Raw genomic sequence first — 19,201 nt, 5'->3', positions numbered from 1 at the left:
GGACGGCCTGCTCAGCGGGACAGCAACCGCTCGGCGACTGCGAGGTCGTGCGGGTAGGTGATCTTCAGGTTCTCCGCGCTGCCGGGCACCCAGCGCACCGGCAGCGCGGAGAACCGTTCCATGCACGAAGCCGTGTCCGTGCCCAGGAAACCCTCGGCCTCGGCCTGTTCGTAGGCGGCCAGCAGCGGCCCGGCGCGGAAACCCTGCGGGGTCTGCACGCGGATGGCTCCCGGCACCGGCGCGGCGATCGAACCGTCGGCCGCCATCGCCACCACGTCGTCGGCGGCCAGGCCCGGCACGGCGCCACCGTGGTGGCGGGTCTGGGCCAGCACGTCTTCGATCAGGGCCGGGGTGGCCAGCGGACGGGCCGCGTCGTGGATCAGCACGGCGTCGATGCCCCCGGCGGTGATGCGCGGCGCGAGGTGGCGCAGGGCGTTGAGCTCGGACCCCTGCCGCGTGGCGCCCCCGGTCACGACCTCCACCGCACCCGGGTGCGCAGCCAGCACCTCTTCGGCCAGCGCCGCGTCCTGCTCGCGGATCACGAGCACCAGCACGCCGATCTCGGCCACCGCGGCGAACGCGGCCAGCGACCACGCCACGACCCGGCGGCCCGCCATCGGCAGGTACACCTTGTTCAGCGCCGCGCCGACCCGCGTGCCGGCGCCACTGGCCAGCACGACCCCTGCCGCTGTCGTCTCCACGGTCGGCGACCCTACTGGGCCGCGGCCACCGGCGGGTAGCTGAGGATCACCAGCCCGGTGCTGTGCACATTACTTGCCGTTGAAGGCGAAGTTCGCCCGTGCCACGTCGCGGTAGAGCAGCTCGTCGGGTTTGGCCGCGCCGAAGATCACCGGGTGCAGCCACACGCGCAGCTCGTCGAGCAGACCGTGGGCCGGCAGCAGCCGCGTGACGTCGCCGAAGCCGTACTGCAGGAGGTCGCGGTCGGTGCGCGCCTTGACCTCGCGGATCCCGGCCACGAAGCCGAAAAGCCGTGGTAGGTCCGGCGGCCCATGATGAGGGCGTCGGCGCGGACCCAACCGGAGGTCACCTCGCCGGGCACGCGCCCCCTCGTGGCTGTGGCCGGATTGGCAGTAGCCGGCACAGCAATCCCAGTGCCAGGCGGCCATGTTGGTGATGTCGCCGTCGAGCGTCAGGTACGTCGAGTTCACGATCCTGCCCATCAGGTGCCGCCCTCGTCCGGTTCCGCTCGCGCTGGGCGGCTCTCGTGGCGGCGTCGTACGGCGGCTGCGCGATTCGACACGGCCGCGGAAGTTTTTCCCGGGGCGGCCGGTAGGTTGACCACCGAGGACTCGCGCGAGAGGAAGGCCCGGCGTGGACGCGGACACCAGCATCGAGTTCGGCGAGATCGAACCCCCCAGCGACCAGGCCCGGTCGGCAGCCATCGCCCTGCACGGCAAGCTCGTGAAGCCCGCGGGGTCACTCGGCCGGCTCGAGGAGCTCGGCGTGTGGATCTCGTCGTGCCAGGGCCAGGCGCCGCCGCGGCCGTTCACACGGCCGCGGGTCGTGGTGTTCGCCGGCGACCACGGCATCGCGAAGAAGGGCGTGTCCGCTTATCCGGCCGAGGTCACGGCGCAGCTCGTGGGGACCATGCTCACCGGCGGCGCGGCCATCAACGTGCTCGCCGCGGCGGCCGGCGCGAGCGTGCGCGTGGTCGACATGGCCGTGGACACCGAAGAGTCGGCCATGCGCTCGATCGGCGAGTACAAGGTCCGGCGCGGCTCCGGCTCGATCGACGTCGAAGACGCTCTGACCGACGCCGAGGTGCGCGCCGCCGTGCAGGCCGGGATGAAGGTCGCCGACGCGGAGGTGGACGGCGGCGCCGACCTGCTCATCGCGGGTGACCTGGGCATCGGCAACAGCACCCCGGCGTCGGTGCTGGTCGCCGCGCTGACCGGCACCGAGCCCGTGGCCGTGGTGGGGCGCGGCTCGGGCATCGACGACAACGCGTGGATGCGCAAGGCGGCGGCCGTGCGCGACGCGCTGCGCCGCGCCCGCGTGGTGCTGGCCGACCCGCTCGCGCTCCTGCGCACCTCCGGCGGCGCCGACATCGCGGCCATGGCGGGCTTCCTCGCCCAGGCGGCCGTGCGCCGCACCCCCGTAGTGCTCGACGGGCTCGTCGTCTGCGCGGCCGCGATGGTGGCCGAGGAGCTCGCCCCCGGCGCCCGCCGCTGGTGGATGTCGGGCCAGCTCACCGGCGAGCCCGCCCACGCCCTCGCGCTGGAGCACCTGGACCTCGGCGGGCTGCTCGACCTCGACGTGCGCCTCGGTGAAGGCACCGGCGCCGTCACGGCGCTGCCGCTGCTGATGATGGCCGCCCGCGTGCTGGCGGAGATGACCACGCACGAGCAGTCCGGGGTGTCCGGCCCGCTCGCCGAGCAGGTGCCCGCGTCCTGATCCCGGGTCGGCGGTCGGCCCTCAGTCCTCGGTCGACCGCCGCCGCAGGACCGGGACGATGCGCGTGAGCGCGACGCCCGCGGCCAGCAGGGCGAACCCGGCCAGCACGAGCCACAGCACGCTGACGCCGGTGTAGGCGAGGCCGCCGGTCACTCCGGCCGCGCTCGCGGCGCCGATCTTCTGGTACATGTTGTTCTCTCTTCTCGTGAGTTACCAGCTCTTGCGGGTGCGCAAGAGGGCGTCGATGCAGGCCTTGGCGTGGCAGGCCTGCAGGAAGTAGTCGAGGACCAGCTCGTACATCGAGGCGGCCAGCAGCATCCGGCGCCAGCCGCGGTAGCGGACGGTCACCACCCGCTCCACCACGAAGATCCCCGAAATGGCGAGCCACAGCGGCTGCAGGTGCAGACCGCCCTGGCACAGTCCGACCACGATCGTCGCCAGGTAGACCAGGGACACGAGCACGCCGGCCATGGTCAGCAGCTGCCGGCCCCAGTAGCGCCAAGTGACGCGCGTGAGTCCGTATTGGACACAGTTCTCGACCGCGCCGCGCTTCCAGCGCAGGCGCTGCAGCCACAGGTCGCGCCAGCTCGTCATGACCTCGGTCTCGAGCGTGCACGCCGCGGGCGAGATCACGCGGTGGCCCAGGTGCAGCAGGGCGAAGGTGAGTTCGTTGTCCTCGGTGAGCACGGTGGTGTCGTAGATCCCGCCGGCGCCGTCGCCCGCCGGGAGCGTGCCGGCGAGACGGGCGGCCGAAACCTGGCGCAGCGTACCGACGCGGAACATCGCGGCGGTGCCGGTCAGCACCAGGCACTTGCCGCGTAGGCGACGCACGTCGCGGGCGTAGCGCGCGTATTCGTTGCGCTGCAGGTGGCCCACGAACCCGCCGCCGGGCCCGCCGCGGAACACGCCGCCGACCCCGCCGTAGCCGCGGTCGAGGCGGCTCAGCGCCGCGCGCACGAACTGCGGGTCCAAAGTGGAGTCGGCGTCCTGCACGAGGATCACGTCGTCCTCGTCGAGCCGCGGCAACAACCAGGCCAGCGCCTGGTTGAGCGCACCGGCCTTCTTGTGCTGGTTGCCGACTGACGCACGCACGCGCACCCCGGCGCCGAGGGCGATGGCGGCGGTGCCGTCGGTGCAGTTGTCGGTGACGACGACGATCTCGTCCACGGGCCGTTCCTGCGCACGCAGGGCGGCGATCGTCGTGGCGATCTGGGCTTCTTCGTCGTGCGCGGGTATGAGGGCCACGACCCGCGCGCTGCCGGCCCGGTGCCGACCGGGGCGCGGTTCGGCCAGGGTGAGTGCTGCCATGCAGGTGGGTCCTCCGGTGCGCGGCCGCGGTGCGGCGGGTTCGCGCGGGCCCACACGGCGGTCGCGCTCGGCAGGTACGTCGCCGACGGACACGGAACGCTACGTGAAACTTCAACATCCCACCCTTGTGGGTGAAAACCCCTCGCCGGGTAACGCTGACGCGGGCATCTGACCTGGGGTTACCCAGCCCACGTCAAGCATCAACCGCCACCTCGCGATAGTCACGCAAGGTAAGTGAACGGAACAGGAAAAAGGCCGCCCGGGACGAACCCGGGCGGCCTTGGGTCGGACAACGGGATCAGGTGAGCGGGAGCATCCAGCCGTCGGGGAAGGCGCGGTCGCCTTCCTGCATGCCGACCAGCTCTTCCCGCAGCTTCATCGTGATCGGGCCCGGCTGCCCGTCGCCGATCGTGAACTCGCCGCCGGCGTGCTTCACGAACCCGACGGGCGTGATCACGGCCGCGGTGCCGCAGGCGAACACCTCGGTCAGCTCACCGGAGGCGGCGGCCTTCTCCCACTCGTCGGTGGAGATCCGGCGCTCCTCCACGCGGTGCCCCGCGGCCTCGGCCACCTTCAGCAGCGATTTGCGCGTGATGCCCGGCAGCAGCGAGCCGGAGAGCTCGGGCGTGACCACGCGGGCGTTCTCACCCGTGCCGAAGACGAAGAACAGGTTCATCCCGCCCATCTCCTCGACCCAGCGGCGCTCGACGGCGTCGAGCCACACCACCTGGTCGCAGCCCTTCTCCACGGCCTGCGCCTGCGCCACGAACGACGCCGCGTAGTTGCCGGCGCACTTCGCCGCACCGGTGCCACCGGGGGCCGCGCGCACGTACTCCGTGGACAGCCACACGCTGACCGGCTTCACGCCACCGGCGAAGTACGAGCCGGCGGGCGAGGCGATGAGTGTGTACAGGTACTCGGTGGCCGGCTTGTTCACGCCGAGCCCCGTCGAGGTCGAGATCATGAACGGGCGCAGGTACAGCGAGTCGCCCTTGCGGGTGGGCACCCAGCGCTCGTCGACCGCGATCAGCTCGCGCAGCGACTCGAGGAAAGTCTCCACGGGCAGCTGCGGCATGGCCAGGCGCTCGGCCGAGGCCTGGAACCGCTCGGCGTTGGCGTCGGGCCGGAACGCGGCGACGGTGCCGTCGGCCTGGCGGTAGGCCTTGAGGCCTTCGAAGATGGCCTGGCCGTAGTGCAGCACCGACGTGGCCGGGTCGAGGGAGAACGGCTCGTACGGCCCGACCTTGGCGTCGTGCCAGCCGCGGTCCTCGCTCCAGCGGATCGTGACCATGTGGTCGGTGAAGTACAGACCGAACCCGGGCTTGTCGAGTACCTCCGCGACGCGCTCGGGAGTCGCGGGGTGCGGATGCGGGACTCGGGAGAACTGCGTCGCTGTCGTCATGGCCCAACTTTAGCGCTTGGTCGGAAGCGCGTTAGTCGGAAGACCTCCTGTTTCACCCGCCGCACACCCGCACGTTCGGTGCGTGAGACGCGAATGCCCTTACGATGGACCGGTGAGCTTCCCAGCGACCTCCCAGGGACGCCGACCCGCTCAGCCGGGCGTCGGCCTCGACGTGAAGATCTTCGCGACCGCGGTGCTGCTGACGTTCGGCGTCGGTCTGCTCGGCATGGTGGGCTGGGCCCTGCTGAGCAGCGGCTTCGGCGGATTCCTCGGCCTCGTTGCCGGCGGCTTCGGCGTGTACTGGTGGCGCAGCCTCCACGGCCAGGTGTTCGCGCGGAACCTGCCGACCCGGTCGGTGGTCATCCTGCTCGTGGTGAACATCGTGCTCACCGGGCTCCTGCTGCTGATGGTGCTCTGAGCTTCCAGCCCCGCAGCTCAAAGCAGGGCCGCGGGCAGGTCTGCTCCCCCATGCCCAGCGCTGATCACTCTCGGGCACGCGCCTCACGGTAGCGGCGGGCCCGCAGCCCCAGTTCCAGCACCGTGGCCGCCCCGGCAACAGCCAGCACGACGTCCACTCTCGCGAACAGCGCGGCGGCGAGCGTGACACCTGCAAGCGCGGCGGCGCGCCAGCCCTTGTCGGGTGCGGAGCGCTCACGAACTTCGGTGAACGTGGTGAGCGCGGCGGGCACCGTCGCCAGCACGGCGACCACGGTGAGCAGCGGCTGCAGCTGTCCCGCGTCGGCGGCGTAGAGCAGGTCGCGGATCGAGGTGGCCGAAAGCCCCAGCCGCACCGGGCCGAGTTGCACGAGGGCGACGAGCGCGACCAGCACAGCCAGGCCGCCGAGCGTCAGTGCGCGCACCGTTACCCGGTCGGTCGCCACCGGCACCAGGAACGGCAGCGTCGTCACGGCCGCCAGGAAAATCCCGAGGACACTCGGCGCGCCGATCGGCGCCACCGTCACGACCGGGGCGATCGCGGCGCACAGCACGATCAGCACCACCGCGGCCGCGATCAGCACCACGGTGACCCAGCGGGTCACCACGGCCGGCAGCTTCAGGCCCGCGAAGTCGGCCACGGCGACCACCACCACGAGCGCACCCGCCGCGTACACAGGCTGGGCCGGGACCACGTACGCCCCGAAGACGATCGCCTGCACCACGACCAGTGCCAACCGCGCGATACCACCGAAGTACCGCTCCACCGGGGTGCCGCCGAGCGCGGGCAGCCGCGCCGTGACCGCGGCGACGATCGCGGCCAGCACGACCCCGGCCAGCACCCAGTAACCGGCCCCGGCGGCCCCCACCGCCAGCACCACGAGGAGCCCGCCCCCGAGTCGCACGATGGTCCCCTTCCGACGTCCGCCCGCCCGTGTCATTAGCATGGCTCACGATCCGTCCGGGCACGTGGCCCGGTACCCACCGCGACAGCGCGAGGAGCCAGAAGTGACCGTGCCGAAGCTTGCCCTCACCGAGAACACCGAGGCGGCGCTCGCCAAAACCCGCGCCGACGTGGTCGTGATCGGCACCCTCCAGGGCGAGGACGGCCCGCTGCTCGCCGCCGGAGCCGGGGTCGCCGACGCCGCGTTCGACGGCAAGCTCGCCGAGGTGCTCGCCACGCTCGGCGCCACCGGCAAGGCCGAGCAGGTCGTGAAGCTGCCGACACTGGGCAAGCTCGCCGCCGGTGTCGTGCTGGCCGTGGGCCTGGGCAAGGCCACCGACGGTGCCGTCACGGCCGAGCAGGTCCGCCGCGCCGCCGGTGCCGCGGCCCGCGCGCTCGCCGGCACGGAGCGTGCGTTCGTCACGCTCTCGACGCTCGACCTGCAGGCCGCCGTCGAGGGCACCGCGCTCGGCGCGTACACCTTCACCGAGTACCGCTCTTCGAAGGGCGACGCCCCGCTGGCCAAGGCCGACTTCGTCAGCCCGGAGGACGGCACCGCGCGTGAGCACAAGGCGACGCTGAAGGCCGCCACCGCGATCGCCGAGTCGGTGATCATCACCCGCGACCTGATCAACACCCCACCCAACGACCTGTTCCCGGCGTCGTTCGCCGACCGCGCGAGGAAGCTCGCCGAGGACAACGGCCTCGACTTCGAGGTGCTCGACGAGAAGCAGCTGAAGCGCAAGGGCTTCGGCGGCATCCTGGGTGTCGGCGGCGGTTCGGCCCGGCCGCCGCGCCTGCTGCGCGTGGGCTGGAAGCCGGCGAAGGCGAGCAAGCGCGTGGCGCTGGTCGGCAAGGGCATCACGTTCGACTCGGGCGGCATCTCGATCAAGCCGGCCGCGGGCATGGACCACATGACCTCGGACATGTCGGGCGCGGCCGCCGTGCTCGCGTCGGTGGTGCTGGCCGCGAAGCTGAAGTACCCGCTCGAGGTCACCGCGCACATCCCGCTGGCGGAGAACCTGCCCTCGGGCAGCTCGTACCGGCCCGGCGACGTGCTGACCATGTACGGCGGCAAGACCGTCGAGGTCCTCAACACCGACGCCGAGGGCCGCCTGGTGCTGGCCGACGCGATGGTGCGCGCCGCCGAGGAGAACCCCGACTACCTCATCGAGACGGCCACGCTCACCGGCGCCCAGGTCGTGGCGCTCGGCAACCGCACCGCCGGCGTGATGGGCTCCGACGAGTTCCGCGACCGCGTCGCGGGCATCATGCAGGCCACCGGCGAGGGCGGCTGGGCCATGCCGCTGCCCGAGGAGCTGCGCGCCGACCTCGACTCGCGCCTGGCCGACCTGGCCAACGTCACGGGCCACCGCTGGGGCGGCATGCTCGCGGCCGGCCTGTTCCTCAAGGAGTTCGTGGCCGAGGGCCTGCCGTGGGCCCACATCGACGTCGCGGGCCCGGCGTTCAACACCGGCGGCCCGTGGGGCTACACCGGCAAGGGCGGCACGGGTGTCCCGGTCCGCACCATCGCCGCCGTGCTGGCCGACATCGCCGAGCGCGGCTGACGCTTTCCTTCTGTCGAGGGCCCCTCACCTTTCGCGGTGAGGGGCCTTCCTTTGTGGCACCCTCGCGGCCATGGACCGTGACGCCTACCTCGAAGCCGCGATCCGCGACGTCCTCACCGCCGACGAGCCGGCACTCGACCGGCGCGTCGGGCACGCCGCGCTGCTGCTCGCCACGGCCGGGGCGGGAACGGCCGCGGATCGGCTCGTCGCCCACTGGCGCGCGGTCACGGACCGGCCGGTCACGCAGCTCGCCGACGACGCCGTGCGGGCGCGTGCGTGGGCGATGCTGTTCGAGGCCCGCGGCGTCCGTCCACAGTGGGCGGATGCCCTCGCCCCACTCGACCTCGATGCCGAAGAGACGGCACACCAGGCGTTCCTGACCCGGAAGGTGTCCGATCTGGACGGTGTCCTCGACGGCTCACCCGTCGCGGACGTCGTGGCCGCGCTGGCGCCCGGACGGCCCGACCGCGTCCGCGCGGCGCTGACCGAAGGCGACCTCGAACGGTGGGCGGAGCTCACCGAGAACCACCCGGCCCCGGACGTCGCCACGTTGGCCGCGACGCGTGCGCTGGCCCCGCGGCTCGTCGCCGGCGCCGATCCGCTGGGTCTCGGCCCGGAGTGGCCCGACCAGTGCGCCGGCGCGCTGATCGCCGCGCTGCGCGAGCGCTACCCGACGCACGCGGACAGCTGGCCCGAGCTCATCGCGGCGATCATGCTCGAACGCGACCAGACCGCGCCGCCGGCGGCGTCCGAAGCGGAGGTCGCAGCAGCCGAACGAAGGCTCGGCACCGCACTGCCCGCGGACTACCGCAAGTTCCTGCTCACGGCGAACGGCCTCCCCGACGACGTCACCTTCCCGCGCCTGCTGCCCGCTCACGAGCTGCGCGCCGACAGCGGCGTCGTCATCGTCTCCGACCCCGCGTTCGTGCTGCTGACCGCGACCGGCCACGCGGTGGAGGTCGACCTCGCGTTCGGCAGCACCGCGCACCCGTCGTTCCGCGCGCTGCTGGAACACCACCTCGGCCTGCTGGAAGCGAGCCGCTAGACCTGCCCCCGCTTCTTGCGCTCGGTGTACTCACGCATGCGCTTCGGGTAGCCGACGCGCGACACCTCGTACACGGGTATGGACCGCTTGTCCCCGAAGTGCAGCGCCGCCTGGAGGCTGCCGATGCGGCGACGGGTCCATTCGCCGTCGTGGGCGATGAGGACCACAGTGGTTTCCGTCACGGTGGTGCGGGGTTCGACGTACGCCTCGACCCCGCGCCGCGTCGAGGCCCATTCCTCCAGGTGACGGGTGTCTTCCGAGGTGGCCTTGCGCGTCGTTCCCGGTCGTCCGCCGCCTCGGCCGCGCCGGCGCAACGAGTCGAAGATCCCCACTCCGACCACCTCTCTTCCTGCAGGAGTACGAACTCCATTATTCCCACGATCAGGTGTGGTCGGTGTCGCACGGCCGGGTTGGTCGGCCGGATCGGCGTAGTGACAAGATGGCTGGTGTCGCGCGCGCGGTTATACCGGGGTGGCGCGGCAACCGAGCTTCACCCCTACCGCTGCCGAGGAGTTATTGAAGTGAGCGACACCTCCGCCGACCTTGTGATCCTGGGAGGCGGATCGGGCGGCTACGCCGCGGCTTTCCGCGCGGCCGAGCTGGGCCTTTCCGTCACGCTGATCGAGAAGGACAAGCTGGGCGGGACCTGCCTGCACCGCGGGTGCATCCCGACCAAGGCCCTGCTGCACGCAGCCGAAGTCGCCGACGAGACTCGCGAGGCCGATTCGGTCGGGGTCAAGGCCACCTTCGAAGGCATCGACATCGCCGGGGTCAACAAGTACAAGGACGGGATCATCTCCCGCCTGTACAAGGGCCTGCAGGGCCTGGCCAAGGCGCACAAGGTGAACCTCGTCGAGGGCACCGGCACGTTCGTGGGCGGCACGACCGTCGAGGTCGAGGGCACGCGCTACACCGGCAAGAACGTCATCCTCGCCACCGGTTCGTACTCGCGCACCCTGCCCGGCCTCGAGCTGGGCGGCCGCATCATCGCCAGCGAGCAGGCGCTCGCGCTCGACTGGGTGCCCAAGAAGGTCGTGGTGCTCGGCGGCGGCGTGATCGGCGTGGAGTTCGCCAGCGTCTGGGCCTCCTTCGGCGTCGACGTCACCGTGGTCGAGGCCCTGCCGCGCCTGGTGCCCGCCGAGGACGAGTTCGCGTCCAAGCAGCTCGAGCGCGCGTTCCGCCGCCGCAAGATCGCCTTCAAGACCGGCGTGCGGTTCACCGGCGCGAAGCAGGACGACAACGGCGTGAGCGTGTCGCTGGAGTCCGGCGAGACCATCGACGCCGACCTCCTGCTGGTGGCCGTCGGCCGCGGCCCCAACTCCGCGGGCCACGGCTACGAGGAAGCCGGCGTCAAGATCGACCGCGGGTTCGTCCTCACCGACGAGCGCCTGCGCACGAACCTGCCGAACGTGTACGCCGTCGGCGACATCGTGCCGGGTCTGCAGCTGGCCCACCGCGGTTTCCAGCAGGGCATCTTCGTCGCCGAGGAGATCGCCGGGCTCGCCCCGCGCGTGATCGACGAGAAGGGCATCCCGCGCGTCACCTACTCGCACCCCGAGGTCGCCTCGGTCGGGCTCACCGAGTCGCAGGCCAAGGAGAAGTACGGCAACGACGTCACCACCTACACCTACGACCTCGGCGGCAACGGCAAGAGCCAGATCCTCAAGACCTCCGGTGGCGTGAAGCTGGTCAAGGCACCCGACGGCCCCGTCGTCGGCGTGCACATGGTGGGCGACCGCGTCGGCGAGCTGATCGGCGAAGCCCAGCTGGTCTACAACTGGGAGGCGTTCCCGGAGGACGTCGCCCCGCTCATCCACGCGCACCCCACCCAGACCGAGGCCCTCGGTGAAGCGTTCCTCGCCCTCGCGGGCAAGCCGCTGCACGTGCACAGCTGACGTCTCACCAGCAGAATCCAAGACACGACTTACAGATCAAGAGGAGTCAGCGAACGATGGCCTACTCCGTCACGTTGCCGGAGCTCGGGGAGAGCGTCACCGAAGGCACCGTCACCCGGTGGTTGAAGCAGGAAGGCGACACCGTCGCGGTCGACGAGCCGTTGCTCGAGATCTCCACCGACAAGGTCGACACCGAGGTCCCGTCCCCCGTGGCCGGCACGCTCGTGAAGATCAGCGCCGGTGAGGACGAGACCGTCGAGGTCGGCGGCGAGCTCGCCGTGATCGACGACGGCACCGGTGGCGTTCCCGCCGCCGCGCCGGCCCAGGAAGCCGCGCCCGCGCAGGAAGCCGCTCCGGAGCCGCAGGCGGCGCCCGAGCCCGAGCCGGCGCCCGCCGCTCAGGCCGAGGCCCCCTCGCGTCCGGACACCGCGCCGGCCTCGGGTGGCCAGGGCACCGAGGTGAAGCTGCCCGAGCTGGGCGAGAGCGTCACCGAGGGCACCGTGACCCGCTGGCTGAAGCAGGTCGGCGACTCGGTCGACGTCGACGAACCGCTGCTCGAGATCTCCACCGACAAGGTCGACACCGAGGTGCCGTCGCCGGTCGCCGGCACGGTGCTCGAGATCCGCGCCGGTGAGGACGAGACCGTCGAGGTCGGCGGTGTCCTCGCGGTGATCGGCGACGCGAGTGCGGCTCCGGCCCCTGCCCCCGCTCAGGAGAGCAAGCCGGAACCGAAGCCCGAGCCCAAGCCCGAGCCGACACCCGCGCCCGCCCCGGCGCAGGAGAGCAAGCCGGCGCCCGCCGCCGCCCCGGCGCCGCAGGCCGCCCCGGCCCCGGCTCCGGCTCCGGCCGCCAAGGCCGAGGAGAACGGTTCCGCCGACGGCCCGTACGTCACGCCGCTGGTGCGCAAGCTCGCCTCCGAGCACGACATCGACCTGACCACGCTGACCGGCAGTGGTGTCGGCGGCCGCATCCGCAAGCAGGACGTGCTCGCCGCGGCCGAGGCCAAGCAGAAGGCGGCCGCCCCGGCGCCCGCCGCAGCTGCTCCGGCCGCTCCGGCCCCGGCCGCCTCGGCTCCGGCTGCTCCGGCTCCGCGCGCCGCGGCCGTCTCGCCGGACGTCGCCGCCCTGCGCGGCACCGTGCAGAAGGCCAGCCGGATCCGGCAGATCACGGCCACCAAGACCCGCGAGTCGCTGCAGATCTCCGCGCAGCTCACGCAGGTGCACGAGGTGGACGTGACGAAGATCGCCAAGCTGCGCCAGCGCGCGAAGGCGGCCTTCAAGGAGCGCGAGGGCGTGAACCTCACGTTCCTGCCGTTCTTCGCCAAGGCGACGGTCGAGGCGCTCAAGCAGCACCCGAACGTCAACGCGTCCTACAACGAGGACACGAAGGAGATCACCTACCACGGCGCCGTGCACCTGGGCATCGCGGTGGACACCGAGCGCGGCCTGCTCTCGGTCGTGATCCACGACGCGGGCGAGCTGAGCCTGGCCGGCCTCGCGCACCGCATCGCCGACCTGGCCGCGCGGGCCCGCGCCAACCAGATCAAGCCGGACGAGCTCACCGGCGGCACCTTCACCATCACGAACATCGGCAGCAACGGCGCCCTGTTCGACACGCCGATCATCGTGCAGCCGCAGTCGGGCATGCTCGGCACCGGCGCCGTGGTGAAGCGCCCCGTCGTGGTCTCCGACGCCGAGGGCAACGACACCATCGCCGTCCGCTCGATGGTCTTCCTGCCACTCACCTACGACCACCGCCTGGTCGACGGCGCCGACGCCGGCCGCTTCCTCACGACGATCAAGCAGCGCCTGGAAGAGGGCAAGTTCGAAGACGAACTCGGCCTCTGACGCCGTAACCGTCTGTCGAAGCCCCGCACTCCCGCCCGGAGTGCGGGGCTTTCGTCTTTGCCTTTGTCTTTTGTCTTTTGTCTTTTGTCTTTTGTCTTTTGCCCCCCGACATCGCAACGGCCCCTCACCAACGCAGGGCCGTATCACCCAGGCCCGTCCCCGCACCCCGATCCGAAGCCTCCCTGCGGCCGCCGAGCCGTTGTCAAGGCACGCTTTCCCGCCTTGACAACGGCTCAGCGGCCGTCAGCACACTCCAGCTTCGGGGTGCACGCCCACAGCAACCCGCCCTGCGAGGCCAACACCCCCGAAACCCGCAACCCGCCCCGCGAGGACCAAACCCCCAACACACCTCGGATGCCGCCCCCTCGCCCTGCGAACCCAGCCCCCACTCGCGCCCACCACCCACGCCACCCGCCCGAACGTGCGCTCCTCCAACCAATAGGACACGATCTCCTTCATGCGGGTACTCATCGCAGGCTCCGGCGGCCTCATCGGCACCGCACTGACAACTCGGCTGCGCACCACCGGTCACGACGTGCACCGCCTGGTCCGCCGCGAAGCAAAAGCAGCCGACGAACACACCTGGGACCCCCCGTCGGCAAAAATCGACGAAGGCGCATTCGACGGAATCGACGCCGTCGTCAACCTCTGCGGCGCGCCGCTACTACCCGGCCGCTGGAGCGCCATGCGCAAGCAACAACTCCTCGACAGCCGCGTCGAACCCACCGAAGTCCTGGCCGAAGCCGTAGCCGAGCACGGCATCCCCACCCTCGTGAACGGATCCGCCGTCGGGTACTACGGCAACACCGGTTCCGCCGTCGTCGACGAGACCGCCGACACCGGCAAGGGCTTCCTCGCGGAGCTCTGCACCGAATGGGAAGGCGCCACCGCACCGGCGGCAAAGGCAGGCGCACGGGTGGTCCTGGTGCGCACCGGCCTGGTGCTCGCCCGCCAAGGCGGCTTGCTCGACGTGCTGCGGCCGCTGTTCACGTTCGCGCTCGGCGGGCGCCTCGGCGACGGCCGGCAGTTCATGCCGTGGATCGCGCTGGACGACGAGGTGGGCGGGATCGTTCACGCGCTCGAACACGAAACGCTCCACGGCCCGGTCAACCTCTGCGGGCCCGCACCCGTGACCAACGCCGAGTTCACGAAGGCGCTCGGCCACGCCGTGCACCGGCCCGCGCCGTGGTGGGTGCCGGGCTTCGCGCTCAAGCTCGCGCTCGGCGAAGCGGGCGAGGAAATGGCGCTGTACGGCCAGCGAGCGCTCCCCCGGCGCCTCGAGCACACCGGGTACGAGTTCCGCCACCGCACGCTGGAAAGCGCGCTGGCCGCCGCGACATGACGGTGCCGCGGGTGCGCTGGCTGGTCACGGGTGTGGTGCTGTCCGCCGCGTTCGTGGTGCTCGGCCTGCTCGTCGACCGGCAGCCGCTGGGGCTCGACACGGAGGTCGCCGACGCGTTGCGCGGCCAGGACACCCACGCGGTCGGGCTGGTCGCCGGGGTCGTGACGAACGTGCTCGGTCCGGTGCTGCCGTGGGTGCTGGGCGTGGCGCTGCTCGCGCTGGCCCTGCGGGATCGCTCGAAGCTGTCGCTGTGCGTGCGGCTCGCGGTGGTGCTGGTGGTGTGCCGGCTGACGAGCGTGGCGTTCAAGCCGGTCTTCGAACGGCAGCGCCCCCGCGAGTACCCCGACCTGAGCTACCCGAGCGGGCACGTCGTGTCGGTGGCCGCGACCGGGCTGGTCGTGGTGCTGCTGTGCGGGTGGGTCGCGCCGCGGTTCGTGCGGTGGGCCACCGGGATCACGGTGGCCTCGACCGTGCTGGCGGCCGCCTGCCGGATCGTGCTGGGTGTGCATTGGGTCACGGACACCGTCGGTGCCGTGGTCGCGGTGCTGGGAGCGGGCCTGGTGTCGGCGACGGCACTGCGGCTCATGCCCTTTCCGCGCGGCGACGGGCGTAGCCTCGACGAGTGAGTTCTTCGACCGATTCCTGCCGTGCCGCCACCGAACCCGTCGTAGTGCGGGAGCTCGGCACGATCGACTACACCGAGGCCTGGGACCTGCAGCGGGAGATCCTCACCGCGCGCGCCGACAGGACCGGACCGGACACCCTGTTGCTGCTGGAACACCCGTCGGTGTACACGGCGGGCAAGCGCACCGAACCCGAGGACCGCCCGGCCGACGGCACCCCGGTCATCGACGTGGACCGCGGCGGCAAGATCACCTGGCACGGACCGGGCCAGCTCGTCGGCTACCCGATCATCGAGCTCGCCGACCCGATCGACGTGATGCACTACGTGCGCCGGCTCGAAGAGGCGCTGATCGTGGTGTGCGAGCAGCTCGGCGTGCGCACGGGACGCGTCGAAGGCCGCAGCGGCGTGTGGATCCCGGCCGACGACCGCGGGATCGAGCGCAAGATCGCCGCCATCGGCATCCGCGTGCAGCGCGGCGTGACCATGCACGGCCTGGAGCTGAACTGCAACGCCGACCTCGGCGCGTTCGACACGATCGTGCCCTGCGGCATCCGCGACGCCGGCGTCACCTCGCTGTCGTACGAGCTGCAGCGCGACGTCACCGTGGCCGAGGTGCTGCCGCTGGTGCGTGACGCCGTGCTGGCCGCCATCGAAGGCGAGCTGGTCGTGCGCGACGACCGCTGGCTGCCGCGCCCGGAAGCGCCCTCGGCGCCGGGCGTCACCTTCGCCCTGCAGAACTGAGCCCGCCGGGTGGTGGACCGGTTCGGTCCACCACCCGCGCGCGTCACAGCTGCGGTGCCACGTCCGAGGCGATGAACTCGAGGTGGTCGAGGTCGGCCAGGTCGAGCACCTGCAGGTAGAGCCGCGTGATGCCCGTCTTCTCGCGCCACCGCCCGATGCGCTCCACGACCTGGGCCGCGGTGCCGGCCAGGCCGTTTTCACGCAGCTCGCCCAGGTCGCGGCCGATGGCCTCCGCCCGGCGCGCCACCTCGGCGTCGTCCCGGCCGATCGCGACCGTGAGCGCCACCGACCGCAGGATCTCCTTCGGGTCGCGGCCCACGGCCTCGGCCGCGGCGGCCACGCGCTCGAACTGGGCCAGCGCGGCTTCCGGGCTCGCGAACGGCAGGTTGAACTCGTCGGCGAAGCGCGCGGCCAGCTCGGGCGTGCGCTTCTTGCCGCCGCCACCGATGATCACCGGCGGCGCGGGCGACTGCACGGGCTTCGGCAGCGCCGGTGAATCGGCGACGGTGTAGTGCTCACCGGAGAACGAGTACGTCTCACCGACCGGCGTCTTCCACAACCCGGTGATGATCTCCAACTGCTCCGCGTAGCGGTCGAAGCGCTCCTTCAGCGGTGGCAGGGTGAGGCCGTAGGCGGTGTGCTCGGTGTCGAACCAGCCCGCGCCGAGGCCGAACTCCACGCGCCCGCCCGACATCTGGTCGACCTGCGCCACGGAGATCGCGAGCGGGCCGGGGTGGCGGAACGTCGCGGCGGTGACGAGCGTGCCGAGCCGGATCCGCTGCGTCTCGCGGGCGAGCCCGGCCAGCGTGACCCACGCGTCGGTGGGCCCGGGCAGGCCGTCGCCGTCGCCCATCTTCAGGTAGTGGTCACTGCGGAAGAACGCGTCGAAACCGGCGGCCTCGGTCGCTTTCGCGACCCGCAGGAGGTCGTCGTAGGTGGCGCCCTGCTGGGGCTCCGTGAAGATCCTCAAGTCCATGGCGCCAGCCTAGCTGCGCCAATCGTTGCCGATCCGACCATTGGCGATTACCGCCCGGCTCAGCTCGCCGCAGGTCGCTCTCCGGTCGCTTCGCCGGGCGTGCGCAGGCGCAGCAGCATCCGCACGATCACGTCCTCGATCTGCTCCCCGATCTTCTTCGGATCGGCCGCGCTCGCGATCTCCGTGGCCGCGGACGAAAGCGCGCCGAACAGCAGCCGCGCGGTGATGTCCACCGGCACGGGTTCGACCTCACCGGCGTCTACGAGCGACTGCAGGCCCGCACGCACGAGCCCGAAGCTGCACTGCTCCTCGGCTTCGCGCCAGCGCTCCCAGCCCATCACCACCGGGGCCTCGTGGATCGCGATGCGCTGGTACGCCGGGTCGAGGCAGCTCTTGATGAACGCGTTGAGCGCACCCAGAACCCGCTCCCACGGCGTGCCGGGGCCCGTCATGATCTTCTCGAGCCGGTCGTAGACCAGGCTTTCGACCGAGTCGAACGCGGCTTCGAACAGCGCTTGTTTGCCACTGAAATGGTGGTAAAGCGCGCCCTTCGTCACGCGGGAGCGTTTTGCGACCTCATCGAGCGAGGTACCCGCGTAACCACGTTTCGTGAACAGCTCGACGGCGCTGTCGACCAGGGCGGATCGCGTGGACTCCGAATAGTCGAGTCGTCTGGACCTCATTGTCGGCACCCTCACAACCTTACGCCGGACTGCGTTCTCCATACCCATGGTATGTTCGCTTTCGTCAGGTCCGTACCGGGAGTATGCCGCAAACCCGCGGTACGACCCGGGCCACGGAAGGGGAGCCCACACCATGAGCTGGTCTGACTTCTACCGACGCCGGGAGATCCTCGAAGCGGCCGTGCGCCACGCGAAGCGCACCCTCGGTGAACCGCTGGCCCTCGCCGAGATCCCCGGGGCCGAAGATGCCTTCGGCTGCGAAGAGAATCTGCTGCTGGCGCTGCAGTACAAGTGGACGCAGGTGCTCGGGGGGTACCTGCGTGCCGAGCTGGCCGACCCGGAGGACGCCGCCGCCGAGGGCGTGGGCGACCAGGTCGACACCGTTGCCCGGGCGTGGCGCCGGGCGCGGGCCGAGCACGAGACGCTGCGCGCGGTGCTCGACGGCGCGCTGCCGCGGTACCCGGCGCTGTTGGCACAGCACGAGGGCGAGCTGCGGATGCTGGCGCTCACGGCCGGGCTGGCCGAGCCGGGTGAACCCGTCGGGGAGCTCACGCGCGTCGGCTACGCGTTCGACTCGCTGGTGCGCGAGGGCGAGGACCGCGCGGCCGCCCCGGCGCGCCGCCGCAGCCCGATGGGGCACCTGATGCGCCTGCTCGCGCCCAGTGCGTGACCGCGTAGTTACAGCCCTGTAGTTAGGTGGAGCCATGAACGCACGCTGGACCGACGCCGAGCTGACCGACCAGACCGGCCGGACCGCGCTGATCACCGGCGCCAACTCGGGTCTCGGCCTGCGCACCGCGGAAGTCCTCGCCGCGCACGGCGCTCGGGTGCTGCTCGCGTGCCGGTCGGCCGAGCGGGGTGCCACGGCGCTCGAACGCGTGCGTGCGGTGGCCTCCGGGCCCGCACCCGAGCTGGTGGCGCTGGACCTCGCCGACCTGGCGTCGGTGCGCAAGGCCGCCACGACCGTGCGCGAGCTGACCGGCGACGTGCTCGACGTGCTGGTGAACAACGCCGGCCTGATGGGCACGCCGCCGGGTCGCACCGTCGACGGCTTCGAGCTCCAGTTCGGCACCAACTACCTCGGGCCGGCCGCGCTCACGTGGCTCCTCATGCCCGCGTTGCGCGGCGCTGCGGCGGCTCGCGTGGTCACGCTGTCGAGCATGGCCGCCACCGGCGCGCGCATCCGCCTGGCGGACCCGAACTTCGAACGCGGCCGGTTCAACACGGGCGCCGCCTACGGCCAGTCGAAGCTCGCGGACCAGATGTTCGGCCTGGAGCTCGACCGGCGCCTGCGTGCGGCCGGTTCGACGGTGATCAGCGTGGTCGCGCACCCCGGTTACACCTCGACCGGGCTGCAGTCCGCCATGGCGAAGTCGTACAGCAACGCCCTCGCCCGCAACGTCATCCAAGGGACCATGTGGCTCGGCAACCTGCTGGTGGGCCAGGACATCGCGCACGGCGCGCTGCCGCAGCTCTACGCGGCCACCCACCCCGATGTCCGGGGTGGCGACTACTACGGCCCCGATCGTTTCTTCGGCTCCCGCGGATACCCCACGAAGGTGCGTCCGCTCGCGGCCGCCCGCGACCTCGCCACGGCGTCCGCATTGTGGGAGCTGACGGCCACCTTGACGAACGTCACGCCCGACCCGCAGTAGGCGATTCGCCCGGTACTGCGGGCGTAGTGTGGTGGTCGTGACTGCTGCGCCTGAAGGGCGGAAGTTGCTGCGGCTGGAGGTCCGCAACAGCGAGACGCCGATCGAGAAGAAGCCGTCGTGGATCCGGACGAGGGTGCGGATGGGGCCGGAGTTCACTGAGCTGAAGGGCTTGGTGCGGCGGGAAGGTTTGCACACGGTCTGTGAGGAGGCGGGTTGTCCCAATATTTACGAGTGTTGGGAGGATCGTGAGGCGACGTTCTTGATCGGTGGGGATCAGTGCACGCGTCGGTGTGATTTCTGTCAGATCGACACGGGTAAGCC

Annotated in this window: 20 protein-coding genes and 1 pseudogene; 12 read left to right on the top strand and 9 right to left on the bottom strand. The window is 71.5% G+C overall.

Going from position 1 to position 19,201, the window contains the following annotated elements; genetic code table 11:
- Window positions 1-11 precede the first annotated feature (11 nt).
- Both ACWEOE_RS11710 and ACWEOE_RS11705 read right to left on the bottom strand, forming a co-directional pair.
- Complete coding sequence (locus tag ACWEOE_RS11710) at window positions 12-701, bottom strand: IspD/TarI family cytidylyltransferase (RefSeq protein WP_452007292.1); 690 nt, start codon at window positions 699-701, stop codon at window positions 12-14.
- Window positions 702-770: 69 nt separating this feature from the next.
- Complete coding sequence (locus ACWEOE_RS11705) at window positions 771-1,181, bottom strand: hypothetical protein (RefSeq protein WP_452007290.1); 411 nt, start codon at window positions 1,179-1,181, stop codon at window positions 771-773.
- Window positions 1,182-1,332: 151 nt separating this feature from the next.
- On the opposite strand from ACWEOE_RS11705, the gene cobT reads away from it, so the two are divergent.
- The gene (gene cobT, locus ACWEOE_RS11700) at window positions 1,333-2,415 is read left to right on the top strand and encodes a nicotinate-nucleotide--dimethylbenzimidazole phosphoribosyltransferase (protein ID WP_452007288.1); all 1,083 of its coding nucleotides are present in this window, start codon (window positions 1,333-1,335) and stop codon (window positions 2,413-2,415) included.
- Window positions 2,416-2,436: 21 nt separating this feature from the next.
- Here cobT and ACWEOE_RS11695 read toward each other — a convergent pair whose 3' ends face one another.
- The 3 genes from ACWEOE_RS11695 to ACWEOE_RS11685 all read right to left on the bottom strand — a co-directional run bounded on the left by ACWEOE_RS11695 (window position 2,437) and on the right by ACWEOE_RS11685 (window position 5,125).
- Window positions 2,437-2,604 carry a hypothetical protein gene (locus ACWEOE_RS11695; protein ID WP_452007287.1) on the bottom strand — a complete coding sequence of 56 codons (168 nt, stop codon included), beginning with the start codon at window positions 2,602-2,604 and terminating at the stop codon, window positions 2,437-2,439.
- 21 nt (window positions 2,605-2,625) lie between these two features.
- A complete protein-coding gene (locus tag ACWEOE_RS11690) occupies window positions 2,626-3,723 on the bottom strand; it encodes a glycosyltransferase (protein WP_452007285.1) in 1,098 nt (365 codons plus the stop codon).
- A gap of 298 nt (window positions 3,724-4,021) precedes the next feature.
- On the bottom strand, window positions 4,022-5,125 hold the full coding sequence (locus ACWEOE_RS11685) for a branched-chain amino acid aminotransferase (protein ID WP_452007283.1): 1,104 nt from the start codon (window positions 5,123-5,125) through the stop codon (window positions 4,022-4,024).
- A 112-nt stretch (window positions 5,126-5,237) separates the two neighbouring features.
- On the opposite strand from ACWEOE_RS11685, the gene ACWEOE_RS11680 reads away from it, so the two are divergent.
- On the top strand, window positions 5,238-5,543 hold the full coding sequence (locus ACWEOE_RS11680; protein ID WP_452007281.1) for a hypothetical protein: 306 nt from the start codon (window positions 5,238-5,240) through the stop codon (window positions 5,541-5,543).
- A gap of 64 nt (window positions 5,544-5,607) precedes the next feature.
- On the opposite strand, the gene ACWEOE_RS11675 is transcribed toward ACWEOE_RS11680, so the two are convergent.
- Window positions 5,608-6,465 (bottom strand): sulfatase, encoded by an 858-nt coding sequence (locus tag ACWEOE_RS11675; RefSeq protein ID WP_452007280.1) that lies wholly within the window; start codon window positions 6,463-6,465, stop codon window positions 5,608-5,610.
- Window positions 6,466-6,568: 103 nt separating this feature from the next.
- Between ACWEOE_RS11675 and ACWEOE_RS11670 the strand changes: the two genes are divergently transcribed.
- Both ACWEOE_RS11670 and ACWEOE_RS11665 read left to right on the top strand, forming a co-directional pair.
- The gene (locus ACWEOE_RS11670; RefSeq protein WP_452007278.1) at window positions 6,569-8,071 is read left to right on the top strand and encodes a leucyl aminopeptidase; all 1,503 of its coding nucleotides are present in this window, start codon (window positions 6,569-6,571) and stop codon (window positions 8,069-8,071) included.
- A 70-nt stretch (window positions 8,072-8,141) separates the two neighbouring features.
- Window positions 8,142-9,116, top strand: a complete 975-nt coding sequence (locus ACWEOE_RS11665) for an SMI1/KNR4 family protein (protein ID WP_452007276.1) — start codon at window positions 8,142-8,144, stop codon at window positions 9,114-9,116.
- Here ACWEOE_RS11665 and ACWEOE_RS11660 read toward each other — a convergent pair.
- Window positions 9,113-9,457, bottom strand: coding sequence for an oxidoreductase (locus ACWEOE_RS11660; RefSeq protein ID WP_452007274.1), 345 nt, complete (start codon window positions 9,455-9,457; stop codon window positions 9,113-9,115). The genes ACWEOE_RS11665 and ACWEOE_RS11660 overlap by 4 nt on opposite strands.
- Window positions 9,458-9,637: 180 nt before the next feature.
- On the opposite strand from ACWEOE_RS11660, the gene lpdA reads away from it, so the two are divergent.
- The 5 genes from lpdA (at window position 9,638) to lipB (ending at window position 15,566) form a co-directional block, all read left to right on the top strand.
- Entirely contained in the window at window positions 9,638-11,011 is a 1,374-nt protein-coding gene (gene lpdA, locus ACWEOE_RS11655; protein ID WP_452007272.1) for a dihydrolipoyl dehydrogenase, read from the top strand.
- Window positions 11,012-11,067: 56 nt separating this feature from the next.
- Window positions 11,068-12,858: a 2-oxoglutarate dehydrogenase, E2 component, dihydrolipoamide succinyltransferase gene (gene sucB, locus ACWEOE_RS11650; protein WP_452007270.1), complete on the top strand. Its 1,791-nt coding sequence runs from the start codon at window positions 11,068-11,070 to the stop codon at window positions 12,856-12,858.
- 457 nt (window positions 12,859-13,315) lie between these two features.
- Window positions 13,316-14,200: a TIGR01777 family oxidoreductase gene (locus ACWEOE_RS11645; protein ID WP_452007269.1), complete on the top strand. Its 885-nt coding sequence runs from the start codon at window positions 13,316-13,318 to the stop codon at window positions 14,198-14,200.
- Window positions 14,197-14,826, top strand: coding sequence for a phosphatase PAP2 family protein (locus tag ACWEOE_RS11640; RefSeq protein WP_452007267.1), 630 nt, complete (start codon window positions 14,197-14,199; stop codon window positions 14,824-14,826). The genes ACWEOE_RS11645 and ACWEOE_RS11640 overlap by 4 nt, the downstream gene beginning before the upstream one ends.
- Window positions 14,823-15,566 (top strand): lipoyl(octanoyl) transferase LipB, encoded by a 744-nt coding sequence (gene lipB, locus ACWEOE_RS11635; RefSeq protein WP_452007265.1) that lies wholly within the window; start codon window positions 14,823-14,825, stop codon window positions 15,564-15,566. Before ACWEOE_RS11640 ends, lipB begins: the two co-directional genes overlap by 4 nt.
- 43 nt (window positions 15,567-15,609) lie before the next feature.
- Here lipB and ACWEOE_RS11630 read toward each other — a convergent pair whose 3' ends face one another.
- The gene (locus ACWEOE_RS11630) at window positions 15,610-16,542 is read right to left on the bottom strand and encodes an LLM class F420-dependent oxidoreductase (RefSeq protein ID WP_452007263.1); all 933 of its coding nucleotides are present in this window, start codon (window positions 16,540-16,542) and stop codon (window positions 15,610-15,612) included.
- A gap of 59 nt (window positions 16,543-16,601) precedes the next feature.
- Window positions 16,602-17,225 carry a TetR/AcrR family transcriptional regulator gene (locus ACWEOE_RS11625; RefSeq protein ID WP_452007261.1) on the bottom strand — a complete coding sequence of 208 codons (624 nt, stop codon included), beginning with the start codon at window positions 17,223-17,225 and terminating at the stop codon, window positions 16,602-16,604.
- A 133-nt stretch (window positions 17,226-17,358) separates the two neighbouring features.
- Here ACWEOE_RS11625 and ACWEOE_RS11620 point away from each other — a divergent pair, with 133 nt between their 5' ends.
- The 3 genes and pseudogenes from ACWEOE_RS11620 to ACWEOE_RS11610 all read left to right on the top strand — a co-directional run.
- Window positions 17,359-17,895, top strand: a complete 537-nt coding sequence (locus ACWEOE_RS11620; protein WP_452007259.1) for a hypothetical protein — start codon at window positions 17,359-17,361, stop codon at window positions 17,893-17,895.
- A 34-nt stretch (window positions 17,896-17,929) separates the two neighbouring features.
- Window positions 17,930-18,880: an oxidoreductase gene (locus tag ACWEOE_RS11615; protein ID WP_452007257.1), complete on the top strand. Its 951-nt coding sequence runs from the start codon at window positions 17,930-17,932 to the stop codon at window positions 18,878-18,880.
- Between the two features lie 37 nt (window positions 18,881-18,917).
- Window positions 18,918-19,201, top strand: a pseudogene (locus ACWEOE_RS11610) (lipoyl synthase); the annotation flags it as partial.

This window comes from Amycolatopsis sp. NPDC004368 (assembly GCF_053602515.1).
This window is presented reverse-complemented; position numbering and strand designations above follow the sequence as displayed.

Bases quoted from the DNA above. Each gene is read 5' to 3' on its own strand.
- ACWEOE_RS11705 (WP_452007290.1), bottom strand. From the start codon at position 1,181: ATGGGCAGGATCGTGAACTCGACGTACCTGACGCTCGACGGCGACATC.
- ACWEOE_RS11695 (WP_452007287.1), bottom strand. From the start codon at position 2,604: ATGTACCAGAAGATCGGCGCCGCGAGCGCGGCCGGAGTGACCGGCGGC.
- ACWEOE_RS11690 (WP_452007285.1), bottom strand. From the start codon at position 3,723: ATGGCAGCACTCACCCTGGCCGAACCGCGCCCCGGTCGGCACCGGGCC.
- ACWEOE_RS11685 (WP_452007283.1), bottom strand. From the start codon at position 5,125: ATGACGACAGCGACGCAGTTCTCCCGAGTCCCGCATCCGCACCCCGCG.
- ACWEOE_RS11665 (WP_452007276.1), top strand. From the start codon at position 8,142: ATGGACCGTGACGCCTACCTCGAAGCCGCGATCCGCGACGTCCTCACC.
- sucB (WP_452007270.1), top strand. From the start codon at position 11,068: ATGGCCTACTCCGTCACGTTGCCGGAGCTCGGGGAGAGCGTCACCGAA.
- ACWEOE_RS11645 (WP_452007269.1), top strand. From the start codon at position 13,316: ATGCGGGTACTCATCGCAGGCTCCGGCGGCCTCATCGGCACCGCACTG.
- ACWEOE_RS11640 (WP_452007267.1), top strand. From the start codon at position 14,197: ATGACGGTGCCGCGGGTGCGCTGGCTGGTCACGGGTGTGGTGCTGTCC.
- ACWEOE_RS11630 (WP_452007263.1), bottom strand. From the start codon at position 16,542: ATGGACTTGAGGATCTTCACGGAGCCCCAGCAGGGCGCCACCTACGAC.
- ACWEOE_RS11625 (WP_452007261.1), bottom strand. From the start codon at position 17,225: ATGAGGTCCAGACGACTCGACTATTCGGAGTCCACGCGATCCGCCCTG.
- ACWEOE_RS11620 (WP_452007259.1), top strand. From the start codon at position 17,359: ATGAGCTGGTCTGACTTCTACCGACGCCGGGAGATCCTCGAAGCGGCC.
- ACWEOE_RS11615 (WP_452007257.1), top strand. From the start codon at position 17,930: ATGAACGCACGCTGGACCGACGCCGAGCTGACCGACCAGACCGGCCGG.